Annotated in this window: 16 protein-coding genes and 1 pseudogene; 12 read left to right on the top strand and 5 right to left on the bottom strand. The window is 64.9% G+C overall.

Features of this window, described 5'->3' with window-relative positions; all coding sequences use genetic code 11:
* The first annotated feature begins 25 nt into the window (after positions 1-25).
* Genes AXW83_RS04660 through AXW83_RS04645 form a run of 4 tightly spaced genes read left to right on the top strand, consistent with a single transcriptional unit; the run spans position 26 to position 7,633 of the window.
* Positions 26-1,330, top strand: a complete 1,305-nt coding sequence (locus AXW83_RS04660; protein ID WP_066611065.1) for an MFS transporter — start codon at positions 26-28, stop codon at positions 1,328-1,330.
* Positions 1,330-2,973 (top strand): NAD(P)-binding protein, encoded by a 1,644-nt coding sequence (locus AXW83_RS04655; RefSeq protein WP_236841815.1) that lies wholly within the window; start codon positions 1,330-1,332, stop codon positions 2,971-2,973. The genes AXW83_RS04660 and AXW83_RS04655 overlap by 1 nt, the downstream gene beginning before the upstream one ends.
* Positions 2,970-6,641, top strand: coding sequence for a pyruvate:ferredoxin (flavodoxin) oxidoreductase (nifJ, locus tag AXW83_RS04650; RefSeq protein WP_236841814.1), 3,672 nt, complete (start codon positions 2,970-2,972; stop codon positions 6,639-6,641). Before AXW83_RS04655 ends, nifJ begins: the two co-directional genes overlap by 4 nt.
* Positions 6,641-7,633 carry a dihydroorotate dehydrogenase-like protein gene (locus AXW83_RS04645; RefSeq protein WP_066611063.1) on the top strand — a complete coding sequence of 331 codons (993 nt, stop codon included), beginning with the start codon at positions 6,641-6,643 and terminating at the stop codon, positions 7,631-7,633. Before nifJ ends, AXW83_RS04645 begins: the two co-directional genes overlap by 1 nt.
* A 35-nt stretch (positions 7,634-7,668) precedes the next feature.
* Here AXW83_RS04645 and AXW83_RS04640 read toward each other — a convergent pair whose 3' ends face one another.
* From AXW83_RS04640 to pstB, 3 genes are all read right to left on the bottom strand, one after another.
* Entirely contained in the window at positions 7,669-9,267 is a 1,599-nt protein-coding gene (locus tag AXW83_RS04640) for a PEP/pyruvate-binding domain-containing protein (protein ID WP_066611057.1), read from the bottom strand.
* Positions 9,260-11,155 (bottom strand): DUF47 domain-containing protein, encoded by a 1,896-nt coding sequence (locus tag AXW83_RS04635; RefSeq protein ID WP_066611056.1) that lies wholly within the window; start codon positions 11,153-11,155, stop codon positions 9,260-9,262. Before AXW83_RS04635 ends, AXW83_RS04640 begins: the two co-directional genes overlap by 8 nt.
* 87 nt (positions 11,156-11,242) lie before the next feature.
* Positions 11,243-12,115 carry a phosphate ABC transporter ATP-binding protein PstB gene (gene pstB / locus AXW83_RS04630; RefSeq protein ID WP_082766945.1) on the bottom strand — a complete coding sequence of 291 codons (873 nt, stop codon included), beginning with the start codon at positions 12,113-12,115 and terminating at the stop codon, positions 11,243-11,245.
* A gap of 363 nt (positions 12,116-12,478) precedes the next feature.
* Between pstB and AXW83_RS04625 the strand changes: the two genes are divergently transcribed.
* The 6 genes and pseudogenes from AXW83_RS04625 to AXW83_RS04605 all read left to right on the top strand — a co-directional run bounded on the left by AXW83_RS04625 (position 12,479) and on the right by AXW83_RS04605 (position 17,489).
* Positions 12,479-13,330: a universal stress protein gene (locus AXW83_RS04625; protein ID WP_066611054.1), complete on the top strand. Its 852-nt coding sequence runs from the start codon at positions 12,479-12,481 to the stop codon at positions 13,328-13,330.
* 228 nt (positions 13,331-13,558) lie between these two features.
* Positions 13,559-13,738 (top strand): annotated as a pseudogene (locus AXW83_RS28200) (BON domain-containing protein); the annotation flags it as partial.
* A gap of 54 nt (positions 13,739-13,792) precedes the next feature.
* Entirely contained in the window at positions 13,793-14,239 is a 447-nt protein-coding gene (locus tag AXW83_RS04620; protein WP_168166057.1) for a BON domain-containing protein, read from the top strand.
* Positions 14,240-14,288: 49 nt separating this feature from the next.
* Positions 14,289-15,560 carry an efflux RND transporter periplasmic adaptor subunit gene (locus AXW83_RS04615; protein ID WP_236841813.1) on the top strand — a complete coding sequence of 424 codons (1,272 nt, stop codon included), beginning with the start codon at positions 14,289-14,291 and terminating at the stop codon, positions 15,558-15,560.
* Positions 15,557-16,783, top strand: a complete 1,227-nt coding sequence (locus tag AXW83_RS04610; protein ID WP_066611050.1) for an ABC transporter permease — start codon at positions 15,557-15,559, stop codon at positions 16,781-16,783. The genes AXW83_RS04615 and AXW83_RS04610 overlap by 4 nt, the downstream gene beginning before the upstream one ends.
* Positions 16,776-17,489: an ABC transporter ATP-binding protein gene (locus AXW83_RS04605; protein WP_066611048.1), complete on the top strand. Its 714-nt coding sequence runs from the start codon at positions 16,776-16,778 to the stop codon at positions 17,487-17,489. The genes AXW83_RS04610 and AXW83_RS04605 overlap by 8 nt, the downstream gene beginning before the upstream one ends.
* A gap of 89 nt (positions 17,490-17,578) precedes the next feature.
* On the opposite strand, the gene AXW83_RS04600 is transcribed toward AXW83_RS04605, so the two are convergent.
* Positions 17,579-17,992: a DUF3775 domain-containing protein gene (locus tag AXW83_RS04600; RefSeq protein ID WP_156639798.1), complete on the bottom strand. Its 414-nt coding sequence runs from the start codon at positions 17,990-17,992 to the stop codon at positions 17,579-17,581.
* Between the two features lie 151 nt (positions 17,993-18,143).
* Positions 18,144-18,332 carry a hypothetical protein gene (locus AXW83_RS04595; RefSeq protein ID WP_066611044.1) on the bottom strand — a complete coding sequence of 63 codons (189 nt, stop codon included), beginning with the start codon at positions 18,330-18,332 and terminating at the stop codon, positions 18,144-18,146.
* Between the two features lie 371 nt (positions 18,333-18,703).
* On the opposite strand from AXW83_RS04595, the gene AXW83_RS04590 reads away from it, so the two are divergent.
* Entirely contained in the window at positions 18,704-19,741 is a 1,038-nt protein-coding gene (locus AXW83_RS04590; protein WP_066619813.1) for a zinc-dependent alcohol dehydrogenase family protein, read from the top strand.
* 58 nt (positions 19,742-19,799) lie between these two features.
* On the top strand, positions 19,800-21,182 hold the full coding sequence (locus tag AXW83_RS04585; protein WP_066611042.1) for an NAD-dependent succinate-semialdehyde dehydrogenase: 1,383 nt from the start codon (positions 19,800-19,802) through the stop codon (positions 21,180-21,182).
* Positions 21,183-21,254: the final 72 nt, after the last annotated feature.

Below are 21,254 nucleotides of genomic sequence, written 5' to 3'. Positions count from 1 at the left end.
CAGCGACATCTGCAGGAGAACGCGCGTGGCCATCACGACACCCTCCCCTCCCGCCGAGGCGCCGTCCAAGACGCCCTACATAATCGCCTGGGCCTGCTGCGTCCTGTTCTACTTCCTGCAATATGCGCTGCGATCGGCGCCCGGCGTCATGGTGCCCGAACTCACGGCGGCCTTCGGGCTCTCGGCGCTGGGGATCAGCGCGCTGATCGGACTCTATTATTACACCTATTCCGCCTTCGCGATCGTCTCGGGCGCCTGCTTCGACCGCTACGGGGCGCGCTACGTCATCCCGGTCGGGCTGGTGCTGATGGCCGGCGGCGCGGTGCTGTTCGGTCTCGGGTCCAATGCGGCGGCCCAGGCCGGCCGGCTCCTTCAGGGCGCTGGTTCCGCTTTCGCCTTCACCGGCGCGGTCTATCTCGCAACGCGCGGTTTTCCGGCGAAGTATCTCGCGACCGCGATCGGCTTCACCCAATGCTTCGGCATGCTCGGTGGCGCCTCGGGCCAGTTCGTCGTCGCGCCGCTGATCCATGGCGCCTTCAGCTGGCAGCAGTTCTGGTTGATCGGCGGCGCCGTCGCGGCCGTTCTCGCCATCGTCGTCCTGGTGGTGACGCCCGGCGGACATCCCGTGCAGACCCCGGCGCAGAAATCGGTTCTGTCGATGTTCACGCCCTACAGATCGGTGCTGACCAATCCCCAATCCTATCTCTGCGGCTTCGCGGCCGGCCTCCTGTTTCTGCCGACCACGATCGGCGACATGATCTGGGGCGTCTCGTTCCTGCGGGCGGGCTGGTCGATCGACTATTCAGAAGCCGTCAACCGGGCGGCCATGGTGCCGCTGGGCTGGGTCGTCGGCTGCCCGCTGCTGGGATACGTCGCCGACCATTACGGCCGCCGCAAGCCGGTCCTGATCGGCGGCGCGCTCGTCATGCTAGCAGCGTCGCTGGTCATCCTCTATGCGCCCCATGGCGTCGTGCCGCCCTATCTGGCGGGTTTCCTGCTGGGCGTCGGTTCGGGCGCGGCGATGATCCCCTACACGATCATCAAGGAGGTCAATGCCGACGAGGTGAAGGGCAGCGCGACCGGTGCCATTAACTTCCTTGTCTTCACGCTAAGCGCCTTGATGGCACCCATCTATGGCTGGGCCCTGCTGGAGCTGTCGGCCGGCGGCGTGCTGGGCATCGAGGTCTTCCAGAAAGCCGGCGTGATCGGCGTGGCCGGGATCGTGCTCGCGATCATCCTGTCGCTCTTTATTCGCGAGACCGGATCGGCGCTGGCGACGCCGCTCAATCGGCCGATGCCGCCTTTGCAGCCGGCGCTGGGAGGCGTTTGATGAACGTCTTCGCGCGCGACATGACGCCAAGGGTCGATCTGACCCTTCCCCACGGCACCGGTCCCGTCCGCAGCCAGCGCCCGGTCTATGTCGATCTGCTGCCGCCCTGCAACTCGGCCTGTCCGGCCGGGGAAAACATTCAGGCCTGGCTCAGCCTGGCGCAGGCGGGAAAGTTCAGGGCGGCGTGGGAGGCCCTCATCGCCGACAACCCGATGCCGGCGGTGCATGGGCGGGTCTGCTACCACCCCTGCGAGACCAGCTGCAACCGCAAGGATCTCGACAGCGAGGTCAGCATTCACGCGGTCGAGCGCTTTCTGGGCGACCAGGCGTCGCTGCTCGGCTGGACCATGCCCAAACCCGCCGCATCGTCGGGCAAGCGGGTTCTCGTCGTCGGCGCGGGGCCGAGCGGATTATCGGCGGCCTATCACCTGACGCGGCTCGGGCATCAGGTCGAAATTCACGAGTCCGGTCCGCTGCCGGGCGGGATGCTGCATTTTGGCATCCCGGCCTATCGCCTGCCGCGCGCGGATCTGATGCGCGAGATCGCGCGCATCGAGGCATTCGGCGTCAAGATCGTGCTCAACCACAAGGTCAAGGATTTGCTGGCGGAGCAGGCCGCTGGAGGCTTCGACGCGGTCTTCATCGCGATCGGCGCCCAGAAGGCGCATCACGTAGAGATTCCCGCCCGCGACGCCGCCCGGGTCTACAGCGCGGTGGGACTGCTGCATCAGGTCGAGACCGGCACGGCGCCGCAGCTTGGCCGCCGCGTCGTTGTCTATGGCGCCGGCAATTCCGCGATGGATGCGGCCCGCACCGCCAAGAGGCTCGGCGCCGAGGAGGCGCTGGTCGTCTTCATCATGGACAAGTCGCGCATGGAGGCGCGTGCCTTCGAGGCGCAGGAGGCGGTCGATGAGGGCGTGACCTTCAAATGGCTGAGCGCGATCAAGGACATCGGTTCTGATACGATGGTCGTCGAGCGGATGCGGATGGACGCGGACGGCCATCCCCAGCCGACAGGCGAATTCGAGACGCTGAAAGCGGATTCGGTGGTGCTCGCATTGGGCCAGGAGGCCGAGAGCGGCTTTCTGAAGACCATTCCCGAAATCGCCTATCTGCCCGGCGGCATCGTCGAGATCGATGCCGGCATGATGACGGGGCGGCCGGGCATCTTCGCTGGCGGCGACATGGTGCCGAGCCAGCGCTCGGTGACGATCGCAACCGGACACGGCAAGAAGGCCGCGCGCCACATCGATGCCTGGCTGCGCGACACCAAGCTGGCCGATGTCGAAAAGCATCCGGGCATCACCTATGCCGGGCTCAACCTGCCGATCTATGCCGATGCCGCACCCTCGCGTCAGTCCGAGCTGGCCCTGAGTGCCCGCAAGACGGGCTTCGAAGAGGTCGTTGCCGGCCTCAGCGAAACCGAGGCGCTGCACGAAGCCAAACGCTGCCTGTCCTGCGGCAACTGCTTCGAATGCGACAATTGCTTCGCCGCTTGCCCGGAGGACGCGATCATCAAGCTCGGTCCAACCAAGGGATACGAGATCAATTTCGAGACATGCACGGGCTGCTCGGTCTGCGTCGAGCAATGCCCCTGCCACGCCATGGAAATGGTCCCCGAACAGATGATGGTGCAGGCATGAACGCGGACCCAAAGATCATCTTGGCCGCTCCGGCCGTCCCGGTGGCAAACCCGCTCGCGAAGGCCGCCCTGCGCACGACCATGGACGGCAATACGGCGGTCGCCCACGTCGCCTACCGCGTCAGCGAAGTCTGCGCGATCTACCCAATCACACCTTCCTCTACGATGGCGGAACTGGCGGACCAATGGTCCGCCGACCAGCTTCCCAACATCTGGGGCAACGTGCCCGTGGTGCAGGAGATGCAGAGCGAGGGCGGCGCGGCCGGCGCGGTCCATGGCGCGCTGCAATCGGGTGCGATGACGACGACCTTCACCTCGTCGCAGGGCCTGATGCTGATGCTGCCCAACCTCTTCAAGATCGCCGGCGAGCTCAATGCGACTGTCTTCCATGTCGCGGCCCGTTCGCTGGCGACGTCGGCGCTATCGATCTTCGGCGATCATTCCGACGTCATGGCCTGCCGCACCACCGGCTTTGCGCTGCTCTCCTCGGCAAATGTGCAGGAGGCGCACGACATGGCGCTTGTCTGCGAGGCAGCCACGTTGGCTTCGCGCGTGCCCTTCATGCATTTCTTCGACGGGTTTCGCACCTCTCATGAGCTGAACACGCTCGACTTGATCGACGACGACACCATGCGCGCGATGATCCCGAACGATCTCGTGCGGGCCCATCGCGGCAGGGGTCTCAATCCCGAAAATCCCTTCATTCGCGGCACGGCGCAGAATCCCGACACCTTCTTCCAGTCGCGCGAGGCGGTCAGTCCCTATTATGCCGCCGTCCCCGGCATCCTAGACAAGGCGATGGCCCGCTTCGCCGAGCTGACCGGCCGCGCGTATCAACTGTTCGAATATGAAGGCGCATCCGACGCAACGCGCATCCTGATCGCGATGGGATCGGGTGCCGAAACCGCGCGCGAAACCGTCAAGGCGCTCGCCGCCACGGGCGAGAAGGTGGGCGTCCTTCAGGTGCGTCTCTACCGCCCGTTCTCGGCGTCCCATTTCCTAGCGGCCATTCCTGCCTCCGTCGAGACTATCGCTGTGCTGGAACAGGCCAAGGAGGTCGGCGGCGTCGGCGAGCCACTCTATCTCGACGTGATCGCAACGCTGGCGCAAGGCTTCTCGGCAGGCACGCGCGCCACCATGCCGCGCGTCATCGGCGGTCGCTATGGGCTGTCGTCGAAGGATTTCACGCCAGCGATGGCCAAGGCGGCCCTGGACGAACTCGGCCTTGTCGATGCGGACGGGCGCTTTTCGGGACGCAACGGCTTCACGCTGGGCATCAACGACGATGTCTCCCACACAAGCCTGACAGTCGATCCGCTGTTCTCGATCGAACCCAAGAACCGGACGAGCGCCGTCTTCTACGGGTTGGGCGCCGACGGCACGGTCGGCGCCAACAAGAACAGCGTCAAGATCATCGCCGAGGATGCCGGCCGCTATGCGCAGGGCTACTTCGTCTATGACTCACACAAATCCGGCGCGCAGACCGTGTCGCATCTGCGCTTCGGGCCGGAGCCTATCCACGCCCCCTATCTGATCTCCCAGGCGAGCTTCGTCGCCTGCCACCAGTTCGGCTTCCTCGAACGGCAGGATGTCCTGCGCGTCGCCGCGCCCGGCGCGGTGTTCCTGCTCAACAGTCCCTTTGGCAAGGACGAAACCTGGGACGAATTGCCCCTGCCCGTCCAGCAGCAGATCATCGCCAAGAAGCTGCGCCTCTTCGTCATCGACGCCTCGAAGGTGGCGCGCGATGTCGGGCTAGGTGTGCGCACCAACACCGTGCTGCAGACCTGCTTCTTCGCCATCTCGGGCGTCCTGCCCCGCGACGAGGCCATCGCGCAGATCAAGGCGTCGATCAAGAAGACCTATGGCCACAAGGGCGAGGCGGTCGTCTCCAAGAACTTCGCGGCGGTGGACGACACGCTGGCCGTGCTGTTCGAGGTCGCGGTGCCCTCCACCGCGACAAGCCTCCGTGGCCGCCCCGCCATCGTTCCGGCGAATGCACCTGCCTTCGTGCGCGATGTCACGGCGCTGATGCTGGTCGGCCGCGGCGAGGACATCCCCGTCAGCCTGATGCCGGCCGACGGCACCTTTCCGTCCGGCACCAGCGCTTACGAGAAGCGCAACATCGCCGAGTTCGTGCCGGTCTGGGAGACTGATCTGTGTATCCAGTGCGGCCAGTGCAGCTTCGTCTGCCCCCACAGTGTCATCCGCTCGCGCACCTATGACGAGACGGTGCTGGTCGATGCTCCCACGAGCTTCAAATCCGCGCCGGTGAATGCGCGCGGCTATCCCGAGGCGCGCTTCACGCTGCAGTTTTATGTCGAGGACTGCACCGGCTGCGGTCTGTGCATCGAGGCCTGCCCCGCCACCAGCCCGCGAGAACCGGGCAAGAAGGCGATCAACCTCGCCGAGAAAGCGCCGCTGCTGGAGGCCGAGCGGACAAGCATGGCCTTCTTCGAGACGCTGCCGGTCAATGATCGCTCGCGGGTCGACTTCGCCAATGTTCGCGGCGTGCAGTATCTCGAGCCCCTGTTCGAATTCTCCGGCGCCTGCGCCGGCTGCGGCGAGACGCCCTATCTCAAGCTTCTATCGCAGCTCTTCGGCGACCGCGCGCAGATCGCCAACGCCACCGGCTGCTCCTCGATCTATGGCGGCAGCCTACCGGTGACACCCTGGACTAAGAACGACGAGGGTCGCGGCCCGGCCTGGTCGAACTCCCTTTTCGAGGACAATGCCGAATTCGGCATGGGCTTCCGCCTGGCGGCCGACAAGCATCTCGCCATGGCCCGCGCGCTGCTGACGACGCTTGCGCCGACGCTCGGCGACAATCTGGTCCAGGCCATGCTCGACGCGCCCCAGATCGAAGAGCACGAACTGCGCACGCAAAGGCGGCGCGTCGCCGATGTGAAGGACAGGCTCGCCGCGATCGACACGGAGGAGGCGCGCGATCTCCTGTCGGTCATCGACCATCTTGTCCGGCGCAGCATCTGGATCGTCGGCGGCGACGGCTGGGCCTACGACATCGACTATGGCGGGCTCGACCATGTCATGGCGAGCGGCCGCAACGTCAACATTCTGGTGCTCAACACCGAGCTCTACTCCAATACCGGCGGGCAGGCCTCCAAGGCGACGCCGCTGGGCGCCGTGGCGAAGTTCGCCGCCGCGGGCAAGCGCGTGCCGCGCAAGGATCTGGCACTGCTGGCGATCGCCTATGGCAATGTCTATGTCGCGCAGGTCGCTATGGGGGCCAATGCGCAGCAGACGCTCGATGCCTTCCGCGAGGCGGAAGCCTATGACGGCCCCTCGCTCATCATCGCCTACAGCCAGTGCATTGCCCATGGCATCGACATGCGCTTTGGCATGAAGCAGCAGGATCTTGCGGTCGCCAGCGGCTACTGGCCGCTGATGCGTTTCAATCCGGCGATGCAGAGCGTCGGCCTGAGCCCGTTCCAGCTGGACTCGCCTCGGCCGACGATCGCCTTCAAGGACTACGCCTATAACGAGATCCGCTACTCGTCGCTGGCGCGAACAATGCCGGCCGACGCCGCAGCCCTTCTGCTGGAAGCGCAGGCGGGGGTGGACGCCAAATATCGCCGTTATGAGGAACTCGCCGCTCTCGACGGCGGGCGGTTTCGACCCGGCGTCGCGACGCCCGTGACAGGAGCTGCCTGATGGATCTGTCGTCGCGCTACATGGGCCTGGCCCTCAAGAACCCGGTCGTGGCCTCGTCCTCGCCGCTGACGGGGACGCTGGACGGCATAAGGCAGCTCGAGGATGCGGGCGCGGCCGCGATCGTCCTGCCCTCCCTCTTCCAGGAGGAGATCGAGGCGGAGGATTCGCGCCACGACCGCCTGACCGGCGCCCATGACGAGAGCTGGCCGGAGGCGAGCACGAACTTCCCCGCGCTCCCGGAGTCGGCGCGCGGGCCGCACCGTTATCTCGAACTGGTCCGGCGCGCGAGCGAGATGACCGCGGTCCCGCTGATCGCCAGCCTCAACGGCGTCACCGACGAGGGCTGGACGGACTATGCCCGATCGATCGAGCAGGCCGGCGCGCAGGGGCTGGAGCTCAACGTCTACTTCATCCCCACCGACATCACGCTCGACGGCCGAGCGGTGGAACAGCGCTATCTCGATGTCCTCAGGGCTGTCCGCGCCGCGGTGACGATCCCGGTGGCGGTGAAGCTCAGCCCCTACTTCAGCGCGATCGGAAATCTGGCGCTGGAACTGGAACGCGACGGGGCCAATGCGCTCGTGCTATTCAACCGGTTCTATCAGCCCGATCTCGACATCGTTGCGCTAAAGGTGCTCACCGACCTGCATCTGAGCGAACCCAACGAGATCCGCCTGCCACTGCTCTGGCTGGCGGTGCTGGCGGGGCGGGTCAAGCTGTCGCTGGCTGCAGCGACAGGGGTGACGACCGCCGACGAGGTCGTCAAATACGTGCTGGCCGGCGCCGATGTGGTGATGACCACCTCGGCCCTGCTGCGCCACGGCCCCGGCCAGATCGGCGTCCTCATCGACGGTCTTGCGCAGTGGCTCGATGCGCGCGACTTCGTCTCGGTCGATGCGGCGCGGGGCATCATGAGCCAGCAAAAACTTCACGAGCCGAAAGCCTTCGAGCGCGCCAATTACATCAAAATTCTGCAGGGTTACGGCCATTGAGCGGCTGAGCGACAGTCGACGCCGAGCCCCTCGCATCAACTCTCGACCAGTCCGACGGCATCCTTGCGCCAACGCGAGACGGTCGCCAAAGCTTTCTGTGGCCGCTCGGTCAGCGGGGTAAGCCGGCCTGAATGGATCGTACCGGTATTGCCGTTCAACGACAGGAGGTCGCCCTCGTTCAGCTGTGCGCCACCGATGGTGCAGCGGCGGTGATCGAGGTCGATCTCAAGGCCGGGACAGGCGACGAGGCAGACCTTGCCGAGTTGGCGGGCGACGACCGCCGCATGGGAAGTGCGGCCTCCCGAGGCAGTGATGATGCCGGCAGCCAGCGCCATGCCCTCGATATCGGACGTTACCGTGTCGCGACGCACCAGAATGGCCGGCTCGCCTGCCGCCGTGAAGCGCTTCACCGCCTCGGAATCGAGCGCGATCACCCCGCTTGCGACCCCCATCCCGGCGACCTCGGCCGTCGCCAGCGTTTCCGGAACCGGCGACGCGAAGCTGCTGCGCGTGATGCTTGCGAGATCGAGTCCGTCGAGATGCTCAAGCGCCTGGGCGGGCGAGATGACGTCCTCCTCGACCATTTCGACGGCGATCATCAGCGCAGCCCAATCCGTCCGCTTGGCGTTTCTCGCCTGGAGGATAAAGAGCACTCCCGATTGAACGGTGAATTCGAAATCCTGCGCGTCGCCGAACAGGCTTTCTAAGTCGTGGCAGATCTCCTCCAACCGCGTCCAAACCGCCGGCAGCGCCCGGCGCAGGCGGTCATTGTCGCGCAGCTTCTGACGACCGGCGACCACATCCTCGCCCTGCGCGTTGAACTGGAAATCGAAATAGAACTCGCGGGCTCCGGTGGCGGGGTTGCGGGTGAAGCCAACACCGGCTCCCGAAGCCCCGCCGGCGTTGCCATAGACCATTGTCTGGACGGTCACCGCGGTGCCGGCCTTGTCATTGAGGTGGTTCAGCCGGCGATAGCTGACGGCCTTTGGCGCGTCCCAGGAGCGGAACACCGCCTTCGTCGCTTGTGCGAGCTGCTCGGCCGGATCGGCCGGGAAGGCACTTCCAGCCAGACCGCGATAGCATTCCAGCATGGCCCTCGTCAGCGTCCGAAGGCTACGGTGGTCGAGATCGCGCTCGGTGTCGGCTTCTGCATGAGCGAGCGCGGCTGCAACAAGCGCATCGAAGGGCTCCGTCGGCAGGTTCGCGACGACCTCGGCATAGCTTTGCACCAGACGGCGATAGCTGTCCCAGGCCAGCCGCGGATTGCCGGTCAAGCGGATCAGCCCCTCGACGGTCTGCGCGTTGAGGCCGATGTCGAGCACGGTCTCCATCATGCCGGGCATCGAGACGGCGGCGCCTGAGCGAACCGATACCAACAAGGGCGCGCGCGCGGCCCCGAAGGCCAGGCCGGTCGCTGACTCTAGGGCGGCGATGCCGTGCGACAGCGCCTGCCGCAGCTTGGTGTCTTGCGCCGTGAGATCGCGATGGCACCAGGCCGTGGGCAGCACGAAAGCGGCCGGCACGGGCAGGCCGGCCTTGGCCATGAGCATCAAGTTCCAAGCCTTGTTGCCGACATTTTTGGCGCCGCCTGGGGCCACGGCCGCGCCCGACGCGATGAAATAATGATCAACCATCGACCACCTCCGTCAGCACATGGTCGCGCAGGATCAGGTTGGCGTGCTTGAGCGCATCGGCTGCTGCTTCCAGCCGGCCGCCGACCGCATTGTAGAGATGCAACTGGCGGAAATCTTTCGCGTGTTTGATGGCACTTGCGGCAAGCGCACGCTGCGCATCATCCGCTTGATGCTCCAGCGCCGCGACGCGGTCGACCGCCGTGAGGAAATCCTCGGTCTCGGCCTGGCTTGCGGCACGCCCAATCTGCGTGGCGTGACCGAGCGCCTTGATCCATTCCTGCGACGCCTCGACCAGCAGGTCGGCCAAACCTTGCAAGACGGCGAGTGGCTTGCCTTCGAGTGCGTCGAGATCGAGCAGGAAGGCGGTGTCCTCGAGTTCGTCGGCGGCGTCGTCGGCGGCTTCGAGCAACGTCTTGAACACTCTGTAGTCGGGGCGTCTGCGCACGGCATCGCGGGCCTCGCTCACCAGCAGATCGGCGTCATGCTCGAAACGCCCTGCCCGTCTGGCGCGTTTGCCGGAGCCGTCCTGATCGGACTGCAAGCCGTCCCTCACCAGGCTCGCGAGCTCGAAGATCAGGCCGGCATGATCGCCGGCGAGCGCAAGTAGCCGCCGTTCCTCATTGCTGAAATGCGTCGCCAGCGTAACCCGGACCCGATCCCGGATCAGCGCTTGCGACTGGCCCGCCAACAGTCCCTCTGCTGCCGTGCGAAACACGAATGTCATGAAGTCCAGCGTCTCGGCGTCACCCAGAACGTCGCAGAGCCTGTCGCCGAACCGCATCGCGGAGCCGGCGGTCTCCTCGATCGCCTGGTTGACCAGCCTGGCGCCGCCAAGCTCGAGGAAGGCGCGATGTCCGGTCTCGGTTTCCGCGGCGCTCTGCAGCAGCGCGAGGCGGTCGCTCCCGCGCAAGAACCCGCGCAATTGTTTGCGCGCCCGGTTCCAATCGATCAGGAAGACCAGGCGCGAGCCCAGGAATTCGAGATAGGCGCGGCAACTCTTGGCGTCCTTCGCCTCGAGCCGCCCGGTCGCCAGGTAGAAGGGCGCGCCTGCGGCGAGCGTCGCCGTCCGCTCACCCTCCCACGTCACCGCATGAGGTTTCAGCATCGCCTGAAAGAAGGCGAGCCGTTCGGAATGCACGTCGGTATAGGTCACATTGACGACATGGGCCTCGACATGGATCACGATGACATGGGCATCCGTGGTGCCGATGTCGTTCTGGATCAGCAGCCGCTTGCCGGAGCGGGTCGCTGTGGTGGCGAGACCCGGATGGTCGAACTTCAGCCTGGCAGTGCGGTTAAGCCCGGCCATGAAAGCCTGCACCAGGGGACGGTCGGCCTCTAAGAGGTTGTAGGCGGCGGCCCCGTCGATTGTCTCTTCGGCCAGCGCTTCCTGCAGGGCGTTGAGCTGCTTGTGAAGATCCATCACCAGACTATGCAAGCTGTCAGCGTGCTTGCGGCCGGCTTGCGTCATGGCCGAAACCACCTCGGGATCGAGCAGGTCGTCCTTGCCCGACGGCAAAGCCTTCAACAGCACATCGAGCCGCGTGGCCAGACCGTCGGATTTGCCGGCGAGAACGGGCGCCGCCATCTCGCGCATGTCCTCGGCGATCCGGGCCACGACCTTCGCGGCAGCGGCCACATGGCAGGATTTTCCCTGCATGCGGGCTTGTGCAATGACGAGATCGAGATCGGGGTCGTCGATGCCACAGGCGATCCGCTCGCGCTTCAAGGTGGAAGATGGCTGACCTGGATCCTTGGCGTGCGCGCAAGCCAGTTGCAGAAGGGAAAAAGCGTATTTGACCCGGTCATTGGCCGCCAACGCGGCGTTGAGTTGCGCCGCCGGCTGCAGCTCTATCTCGCCGATGGCGGTTAGGATTTCGGATTTCATCGTGTTTCCGGTCGGTTTGGGTTGCAGATGTCTTGAAGGCTGGAGGGTCGGTGCGCATAGGTCGCTGGTGGGAGCCAATGAGTGCCCTCAGCCGAATTTGCCCGACACATAGGCTTGGGTTTTTGGCTGTTTGGGAGCTTCGAACATCTGCTTGGTAGACCCGGCTTCGACAATCTCGCCGAGATAGAAGAATGCGACCTGATCGGCGCAGCGCGCGGCCTGCTGCATGTTGTGGGTGACCAGGGCGATGGTCACCTCCTGCTTCAGGTCAATGATTAACGCCTCGATCCTCTCCATGCTGAGGGGATCAAGGGCGCTGGTCGGTTCGTCCAGCAGGAGAACGTCTGGCGCCATCGCCAAGGCGCGCGCGATGCACAGACGTTGCTGCTGGCCTCCCGACAGGCTTTCGGCCGGCTGTCGCAGCCTGTCCTTGGCCTCGCTCCACAATGCGGCGCGCGACAAGGCCGCTTCGACCCGCAGGTCGATTTCGGCACGCGCGAGCGTCCCTGGAAGCCGAACGCCAAAGGCGATGTTGTCGTAGATCGACATCGGCAAGGGCGTCGGCACTTGAAACACCATGCCGATCCGACCGCGCAGCCAGCTCAGATTGATCGTCGGGTTGAGAATATCCTCGCCATCGAGGCTGACCTCGCCGGTCGCGCGCTGGCCCGGATACAAATCGTAAAGACGGTTCAGCACCCGCAACAGCGTCGATTTCCCGCAGCCGGAAGGCCCGATCAAGCCGGTTACCTGCTTTTCCGGGATATCCAGTGCCACGCCCTTCAGAGCCTGGTCCTTGCCGTAGAAAAAATCGAGATTCCGGATCGCGATCTTGGTTCGGCTCGGCCGGCGGGTGGGCAGGGTCGGCGTCTTGCCACGGTCGGAAACCGCACTCGCCTGAACGGATAACCCGGATCCGGTCAGTCCCGGCCTAGTTCGCTCGATGATCGCCTCGACCATGTCGTCCGATCCTCATGTCGCTGACGCGGATGTGCGGGCGACCATCACCGGCTAGCCCACGGAGGGACGCTACCCGATGTCGATCAGCAAAAGGGAGGTTCGGAAACTACTCTATCGAGGGCATCCGAAAGTTTTCGGAGCGCGCCTTATGTCGATCTCGTGATCAAAAAACTGAACAATGCTCACTATGCCGCCGCTTTGCACTGAGATGTGAGTATATTCCGATCCACGTCTCAATCATCGAGCTCTGCTAACACTGACCACGCACGCAGCTAGTGGATTTATATTATACGCCGGCTAATCGATTAACCGATAAACTAAGGTTTTTCCAATACGGCGCTTATTACAGCGAGACACAGGCAGATGAGCGAATTCGACGATCCAGCTCGATACACTGGCTATGTCAGCATCATGACGCCGGTCAACCTCGGCATCGATTGCGCTGGTTGCGTCACGTTCGCAGCTGCATTGGCGCAACGATTCGAGGCGCTTTTGATCGGCGTCGCGGCTGAAGACTATGCTTTGTCCGAGTTCGCCGGCGAGATAGGCTCCGCCGTGGAAGACGCCGTCGATGACAAGGCCGAAGGGGTCCTCGCCGACAATCTCCTGCGGGCGGAGCGGGCATTTCGACGGGCGGCCGGGACGGCCATCGCGACGGAATGGCGGGCGGGGGTCGGCGCGCCTCGGACGTTTCTGGCGGAACAGGCCAGGGCAGCCGATCTCGTCGTGATGGCTCGGCAGGGCAACAACGATGCAAGTCAGGGACGCATGGCGATATCGCTGGGCGGACTGATCATGGAGATCGGTCGCCCGGTGCTCGTCGTTCCTCCCAAAACACATCGTCTGTCGTCGGAGCGCATCGTCGTCGCCTGGAAGGACAGCCGCGAAGCCCGCAAAGCCGTGTTGGATGCGCTGCCTTTGTTGAAACGGGCCGAAGCGGTGACCGTCGTGGCGGTCGGCGGCGACCTCGAGTACCAAAGCGCGACCGATGTCAGCCAGTATCTGCGCCGACACGGTGTCGCCAGCCAGCCTCCTCCACGCGCCGATCCAAAAAACGAGGTGTCGCGACAGTTGCTCGACATCGCTGAGAGCGCAGAGGCGGGACTGATCGTGGCCGGTGCCTATGGCCATGGCCGGATGCAAGAGCGCATTTTCGGCGGCGTCACCAGGGACTTCCTGACAAAAACGACCATTCCCTGTCTCATGTCGCATTGAGGAGGCGCCGCTTTTTGGGCACTCCGGTTGGGCCGATGAACCGCTGACGGACGCCGGATTCATCGCGGTGAGGACTTCGCATCGGCGCATCCGACCGCTCCCTCGCGCACCTTCTCCCGTTGTTGGTGACGTCTTTCCGCGCTTTTTCACGTCGCGTATGAGGGAAAGCCGAGGCTTGTCGAAGCTTGTGGAGACATCGAGAACTGATCGCAGAGCGTCGCGGCGCATATCCCGATCACGATTTCGAGGAACCAATCTTATGCTGACAGACAGCGAATCCGCAAAAACGTCACCGACGAGCTGGCCTGGGCGCCAGACGTCGCCGCAGCCGAGATCGGTGTCACCGTCCATAACGGCGTCGTCACCCTGCTCGGGCATGTGCCGAGCTTTTGGAGAAAGGATTCGGCGATCCGCGCCGCCCGCGGTGTGCGAGGTGTACGCGGGATCGCCGAGGAGCTGACGGTGGCCCTTTTAAACAACGATCAGCTTTCGGACGAGAACATTGCCGAGCGCGCTCTGTTTTGCCTGGCTTCCGACGGCTCGATCCCCAACGACGTGGTCAAAGTCACCGTAGAGAAGGGAGTCGTGACGCTCACGGGAGAGTTGTGCTGGCACTATCAGCGCGAGGAGGCCGAGTTCGCGGTTCGCAAGATCGCGGGCGTCACCGGGCTGGTCAATCAGATTGAACTCAAGCCGCGCAAACTCCCCTATGACGTTCTGGCATCTGTGACGCAGGCCTTCACACGCGGAGGCCTAAACCAGCTCGATCGGATCACGATCAAAGTCCGCGCCAGCCAGATCAGGTTGGGTGGTTATGTCCATACGCCGCACCACCGGGACGTCGCCGAGACGGCGACCTGGTCCGTACCCGGCGTCACCAAGGTCGAAAATACGATCGGCGTCTATTGAAACGCTCTCGGCTCGGTCATTCCAGCACCAGCTCAGCAATGAGGTCATCGTGAGCCAAATCTCGGCAGAACCCGCGATCGTGACGCCGTCGAAGTCGTGGCTTTCCCAAGGAGGCAAATGGCTGTGGACTCACAAATGGCCGACCATCCCCACGCTCTTCATCAGCGTAGCCATCGCTATGGGCGGCTTGCGGTGGTTCCTGGGGCCAGAGGTCGCGGTCTATCCCGTCATGCGGACCGATCTGATCAAGACCGTCGTCGCCAGCGGCCATGTCGAGACGCCATTCCGGGTCGAGATCGCCGGTCAGATCACAGCGACCGTGGCCGATGTGCTCGTCGAGGAGGGCCAATCCGTGACGGCCGGGCAACCGCTCGTCTCATTGGTCACGCGTGAACTGGAGGCTGCCGTCGTGCAAGCCCAGGCGACATCGGCACAAGCCGCCGCCCGGCTTCGCCAGATGCGGGAACTTACGCTGCCGGCTGCCGACCAGAGCCTGAGGCAGGCCAAGGCAACGCTTGCCAACGCCGACGCCGCCTTCCAGCGCGCGGAGGGGTTGGCAACATCGGGATATGGCACACGCGCCGTGCTCGATGCCGCCACGAAAGATCTCGACATCGCGCGGACGCAGGTCCGGACCGCCGAGCTCCAGGTCTTCACTGCGACGGCCGGCGGCGCCGATTTCGTCATGGCGCAGACCCAGCTCGACCAGGCCCAGGCCGGGCTGGTCGAGGCCCGCGCCCGTCTCGGCTATGCAACGATCTCGGCCCCGCGCGACGGCATTCTGATCACGCGCAGCGTCGAGCGCGGCATGGTCGTCGCGCCCGGCAAGGCCTTGCTGGTGCTGGCGCCGACCGGCGCCGTTCAGCTTGTCCTGCAGATCGACGAGAAGAACATCGGGCTGCTCAAGCTCGGGCAGAGTGCGGTGGCCTCGGCCGATGCCTATGCCGACCAGCGCTTTCCCGTGACGCTGTCCTACATCAACCCTTCGGTCGACATCAGCCGCGCCTCCGTCGAGGTCAAGCTGACGACGACGCTGCCGCCGGCCTATCTGAGGCAGGACATGACCGTCTCGGTCGATGTCCAAATCGAGCGCCGCAATAGCGTGATGGTCGTGCCGGCGCGCACCGTTCACGATCCCCTCAGCGCCAAGCCCTGGATCCTCGTCGTCAGGGAAGGTCGCGCACGGATGCAGACCGTCCATATCGGGCTGCGTGCCGCCGACAGCATCGAGATTCTCGACGGCGTTGCACCGGGCGAGCGCCTGATCCCGGTGGCCGCCGGTGTCCGCGCCGGCCAGCGCCTGCGTCCGGTGGCGTCATGAAGAACTGGGTGCCGATCGAATGGACGATCGGCCTGCGCTTCCTCACCGAAGGGCTCATGCAGACCGTCTTCATCTTGACCGGCATCGCGATGGGCGTAGGCGTCATTGTGTTCATGTCGGCGATGCTGGCAGGCCTGCAGGCGAACTTCATCAAGCGCGTCCTGACCTCGCAGGCCCATATCCAGATCATCCCGCCCGACGAGGTCGCCCGCCCGCTTCGACGGGGCCCAGGCCTGCTCGAGGGCGCGATCATCCAGCGTCCCTCCCAACGCATTTTGTCGATCGATCAGTGGCAGACCGTGCGAACCGCTATCAAGGCGCGCACCGATGTGGTGACGGTATCGCCCACCGCTGCGGGATCCGCCCTGGCCATTCGCGGCGACGCGGCGCGAAGCATCACTCTGACCGGCATGGAGCCGGACCTGTATTTCCAGATCGTGCGGATACCCGACTACATCGTCGCCGGCACCTCGAAGCTCGAAAGCGATGATATCCTGGTAGGTACCGAACTCGCCAAGGATCTCGGGGCCACCGTCGGCGACAAACTCAACCTCAGCACGGCGACAGGCACCACGCGAGTGCTCACCATCACGGGCATCTTCGATCTCGGCAACAAGGGCGCCAATTCGCGCAGCACCTTCGTGGCCCTACGGACAGCGCAAAGCCTGCTCAAGCTGATCGGCGGCGTGACGACCCTGGATGTCACTGTCACCGACATCTATGCCGCGGAGACGATCGCGCGCGACATTGCGGCCACGCTTCCCGTCCAGGCCGATAGCTGGATCAAGACCAACGCCCAGTTCTTCACGGCGGTCAGGGCGCAGCAATCCTCTAACACGCTGATCCGGTCCTTCGTCGGTCTCTCCGTCGCCTTCGGCATCGCGGCCGTGCTGATCGTATCAGTGATCCAGCGTTCAAAAGATATTGGCATCCTGCGGGCCATGGGGACGAGGCGAGGTCAGGTGCTGGGCATCTTCCTGATCCAGGGCGGCGTTCTAGGGTTCATCGGTTCATTGATCGGCTCGAGCCTTGGAGCCGGCGCCCTGGTCCTCTGGCACAGCGCCGCCCGGCAGGCCGACGGCACCGAGCTCTTCGGGCTGATGCTGGAGCCCAGCCTCTTCATCGCGGCTGCTGCGGTCGCGACCGTCACCGGCGTGGCTGCCGGAATGGCGCCGGCGCTCAGGGCGGCCCGTCTTGATCCCGTGGAGGCGATCCGTGGCTGACGTCCTATCCCTTTCGCAAATCCGCAAATCGTACAATGTCGGCACGCCGGTCGAGACCGAAATCCTGCACGGGATCGATCTGACGCTGGCGGCCGGCGAATTCGTCGCCCTGATGGGTCCGTCCGGTTCCGGCAAGAGCACTCTTTTGAACATCATCGGCCTGCTCGACCAGCCGACATCCGGCACGGTCTCGATCAATGGTCACAACACCGCCGGCCTGCCCGATTCCGAGGTGACCGCGCTACGCGGGCATGCGATTGGATTCGTTTTCCAGTACCACTATCTAATCTCGGCCTTCACGGCGGCCGAGAACGTGATGATGCCTAGGTTGGTCGATCACGGCCGGCGGACGGACGCGATGCAGGACGTCGCCTATGGTCTGCTGGCGGATGTCGACCTGACCCGCTGGCGCGATAACCGGGCCAACAACATGTCGGGCGGCCAGCAGCAGCGCGTCGCGATCGCACGCGCGCTGGCGATGAACCCCTCGCTGGTGCTGGCCGACGAGCCCACCGGCAATCTCGACAGCGTCTCCGCCGACAGCGTCTTCGACCTGATGCGGCGCATCAACAAAGAGCGTTCGACCACGTTCCTGATCGTCACCCATAATCTTGAACTCGCCCAGCGCTGCGACCGGATTCTCGACGTGGTCGACGGGCGGATCTCTGGGCAGGAGGCCGGGGCGTCAGGGCCAGCGGCGGGCTGAAATCCTGCGCTTGAATTCAGGAGCCTGGATTGACGCCCCTGCCCTCTTCGAGCCCGACGCCCTCGCCGGAGCGCGGCGGGCGTCGCCGCTCATTCGGCGTCGAAATCCTCGCAGCTCTCGCCAAACAGCGAGAGGCCCTCCGCAAGATAGTCGGCGAGCAAGGGCAGCCCCATCAGATAGGCCGCCGTGCGGGTGTTGTGGGCATAGCGCGCATCGGACTGGAGCCTGCTCCAGTCGCCGATCGCGCCGTCGCCACGGCCGAGCCAGGCCAGCGCGACGAGATCCACCTGCTCGTCGATATCGAGATCTTGGATGAAGCTCTTCAGTTCCTGCTCGACCGGATCGCTGCGGTCGTCCTCGAGGACGTCCACCATGCCGTCATCGATGGCATTGGAGCCGGATCCGGGGTCTGTCACCCCTTCCTTGGCATCGAACTGTCGCGCCTTGGACAGGATGAAGCAGACCTTCCGGGTGGCAATGCCCAGTTCCGCTAATTCAGTCATGGTGTTTTCCATCGAAGAGACATCGGGGGTCGAGCGCTCAGCCGTGGCGGCGCCGTCTCATGACGACGGCCGCCCGGCGAGACCGTCGCCATCCTGGTGCGGAGGTCGATTGAGGGCCGCTCAGGCGGAGGCGACCTCCGCATTGTGCCCGTCAGTTCGTCCCGTCGGTCTTGGGCTTGGTCTTGTCGGCAAATGCGGCGTTGACCTCGTCCTTCGTGATCCGGGCAGAAGGGTCGCCACGCTCGTTGAGGTTCTGCTCCTCGGTGCCGTCCCCCATCATGCCGGGATGGACGATGCCCAGGGTCTTCTTGCCGGCTTTGGCTTCGGGTTTGGACGTCATGTGCGTATCCTTCGATGCCGGCGGGGCCCGGCGTTCCCATGTCCCTGCCCGCGAAGGATCGTCCTTCCGACCGGGGGGAACCTTCACGACGGTAGCGGCCAACGGTGACGCGCCGGAAGGCTCGGAAATTACCCATCGCCCGCCATCGGCTCGTGCAGCGCCGGTCCTTTCCGGGGGCGTGAGCCGCAAACCACCGCGAAGCGATCATGTCCGGCGGGCGGCCACCACTCTCAGCCACCCGCTTGGGTAGTTTCCGAGGCTGTTGATCGTGCCGCGCCTGGCTCAGCCTGCGCCCCTGGATGGGATCTTCATGTCGGAGCCCGTCACCCCGTCGAGGACTGACGATGAACGCTGTGGCGAAGACCACGACGATGAAGGCTCTGGTTTATCATGGGCCGGGCAAGAAGGCGTTCGAGGACCATGCGAGGCCCCAGATCGCCGCGGCCACTGACGCGATCGTCAAGATCACGCGGACGACGATATGCGGCACCGACCTCCACATCCTCAAGGGCGACCTGCCGAGCTGCCAGCCCGGCCGCATCCTCGGCCATGAGGGCGTCGGCGTCATCGACAGCGTCGGCTCCGGCGTCACCGCCTTCAAGGTCGGCGATAGCGTCCTGATCTCCTGCGTCAGCGCCTGCGGCCGCTGCGAGTTCTGCCGGAAGGGAATGTTCTCTCACTGCACCACCGGCGGCTGGATCCTCGGCAACACCATCGATGGCACGCAGGCGGAGTACGTCCGCACGCCGCATGCCGACACCAGCCTCTATCCGATCCCCGAGGGGGCCGACGAAGAGGCGCTGGTCATGCTCAGCGATATCCTGCCGACCGGCTTCGAATGCGGCGTGCTCAATGGCAAGGTCCAGCCGGGCGCCACGCTCGCCATCGTCGGGGCAGGCCCGATCGGGCTCGCCGCTCTGCTGACCGCACAGTTCTACTCGCCCGGCGAGATCATCATGATCGATCTCGACGATAACCGACTCGAGATCGCCAAGCGCTTCGGCGCGACGCAGACCATCAACAGCAGCGATGGCAAGGCCGTCGAGACCCTGATGTCGCTGACCGAGGGCCGCGGCGTCGATACCGCGATCGAGGCGGTCGGCATCCCCGCGACCTTCGAGCTCTGCGAGGAGATCGTCGCGGCGGGCGGGGTTATCGCCAATGTCGGCGTCCATGGCGTGCCGGTCGCCCTGCATCTCGAGCGCCTGTGGGACCGCAACATCAGCATCACCACGCGGCTCGTGGACACCGTCAGCACGCCGATGCTGCTCAAGGTTCTCAAGGCGCAGAAGATCGACCCGACCTTGCTGATCACGCACCGCTTCAAGCTCGCCGACATCCTCGACGCCTACGACACCTTTGCCAATGCGGCCAAGACCAAGGCGCTGAAGGTCATTATTGAGGCCTGACCGGGCGGGCCACCGCCTCGTGGCGGGCTCCGGACGAAGACATCTCAAAGGACATCTCATGACCTATCAGAGCATCAACCCGTTTAACGGGGTGGCGGTCGCATCCTTCGACGACATGACCGACGCGGCACTCGACCACGCGATCGCAACCGCCGCGGCCTGTTTCGAAACCTGGCGCGGGCGCAGCTACGCGCAGCGGGCCGTGATCATCGCGAAGGCCTCGGCGCTGCTGCATGCCCAGGCGGACACGCTGTCGCAGACGATGACGCGGGAGATGGGCAAGCGCATCGGCGAGGCCCGCGCCGAGGTCGAATTCAGCGCCCGCATCATGGCCTATTACGCCGAGAACGCCGAGCGCTTCCTGGCGCCCGTGAAGCTCCACCCGACGGTCGGCGAGGCGCATATGGAGAGCAGCCCGATCGGGGTGATCTTCGGCGTCGAGCCGTGGAATTTCCCCTATTATCAGCTCGCCCGCATCGCCGGTCCGCATCTGATGGCGGGCAATGTCCTCGTCGTGAAACATGCAGGCATCGTACCTCAATGCGCCATTGCTTTTGAAAAGCTGCTGATCGAGGCCGGCGCCCCGGCCGGCCTCTACACCAACCTGCTGATCTCGCATGCTCAGTCCGACAGGGTCATCGACGATCCCCGCGTCAAGGGCGTCTGCCTGACCGGCAGCGTCGCGGCCGGCCAGACCGTCGCGGCCAGGGCTGGTCGTAGCCTGAAGATCTCCTCCATGGAACTGGGCGGCAGCGACGCCTTCATCGTCCTGGAAGACGCCGATCTCGATCGCACCATCCCCTGGGCTGTCTGGGGGCGGATGTACAACACCGGCCAGACCTGCTGCGCCGCCAAGCGCTTCATCGTCGTCGAGTCCCTCGCCGATGCGTTCCTGGCCCGGTTCAAGGCAGCGCTCGAGGCCTTAAAGGCCGGCGACCCGATGCACGAGACGACCACGCTCGGCCCGCTCTCTAGCGAGGCGGCGCTCGTCCAGTTGCTCGCACAGGTGAAGCTGGCGGTCGACAAGGGCGCGACGCTGGTCACCGGCGGCAAGCGCATCGACCGGCCTGGCTCCTACATGGAGCCCACCATCCTGACCGATATCGAGCCCGGCAATCCCGCCTTCCGCGACGAGTTCTTCGGCCCGGTCGCCATGTTCTTCCGCGTCAAGAACGAGGACGAGGCGATCGCGCTCGCCAACGACTCCGATTTCGGTCTGGGCGGTTCCGTCTGGTGCAAGGACGTCGCGCGCGGCCAGCGCGTCGCCAGCCGAGTCGAGACCGGGATGATGTTTATCAACAACATCGACTGGTCCGACGCCGAGCTGCCCTTCGGCGGAATCAAGGATTCCGGCTACGGCCGCGAGCTCGGCGACATGGGCATCCAGCAGTTCGTCAACAAGAAGCTGGTGCGCACCGCCGCGATGCCGGCGCCGGTCTGACCCCCGACGCCCGGTCCTGGTGCCGTGAACGCCGGGTCCCAGGCCTGCATGGCGCCGCGCCTGCGTAGTTTC

Source organism: Bosea sp. PAMC 26642 (assembly GCF_001562255.1).
In the GTDB taxonomy this organism is placed as follows: domain Bacteria; phylum Pseudomonadota; class Alphaproteobacteria; order Rhizobiales; family Beijerinckiaceae; genus Allobosea.
The sequence above is the reverse complement of the archived record's forward strand: the minus strand, read 5'-3'. Positions and strand labels throughout refer to the sequence as shown.

Bases quoted from the DNA above. Each gene is read 5' to 3' on its own strand.
- AXW83_RS04655 (WP_236841815.1), top strand. From the start codon at position 1,330: ATGAACGTCTTCGCGCGCGACATGACGCCAAGGGTCGATCTGACCCTT.
- nifJ (WP_236841814.1), top strand. From the start codon at position 2,970: ATGAACGCGGACCCAAAGATCATCTTGGCCGCTCCGGCCGTCCCGGTG.
- AXW83_RS04645 (WP_066611063.1), top strand. From the start codon at position 6,641: ATGGATCTGTCGTCGCGCTACATGGGCCTGGCCCTCAAGAACCCGGTC.
- AXW83_RS04640 (WP_066611057.1), bottom strand. From the start codon at position 9,267: ATGGTTGATCATTATTTCATCGCGTCGGGCGCGGCCGTGGCCCCAGGC.
- AXW83_RS04635 (WP_066611056.1), bottom strand. From the start codon at position 11,155: ATGAAATCCGAAATCCTAACCGCCATCGGCGAGATAGAGCTGCAGCCG.
- pstB (WP_082766945.1), bottom strand. From the start codon at position 12,115: ATGGTCGAGGCGATCATCGAGCGAACTAGGCCGGGACTGACCGGATCC.
- AXW83_RS04625 (WP_066611054.1), top strand. From the start codon at position 12,479: ATGAGCGAATTCGACGATCCAGCTCGATACACTGGCTATGTCAGCATC.
- AXW83_RS04610 (WP_066611050.1), top strand. From the start codon at position 15,557: ATGAAGAACTGGGTGCCGATCGAATGGACGATCGGCCTGCGCTTCCTC.
- AXW83_RS04600 (WP_156639798.1), bottom strand. From the start codon at position 17,992: ATGACTGAATTAGCGGAACTGGGCATTGCCACCCGGAAGGTCTGCTTC.
- AXW83_RS04595 (WP_066611044.1), bottom strand. From the start codon at position 18,332: ATGACGTCCAAACCCGAAGCCAAAGCCGGCAAGAAGACCCTGGGCATC.
- AXW83_RS04590 (WP_066619813.1), top strand. From the start codon at position 18,704: ATGAAGGCTCTGGTTTATCATGGGCCGGGCAAGAAGGCGTTCGAGGAC.
- AXW83_RS04585 (WP_066611042.1), top strand. From the start codon at position 19,800: ATGACCTATCAGAGCATCAACCCGTTTAACGGGGTGGCGGTCGCATCC.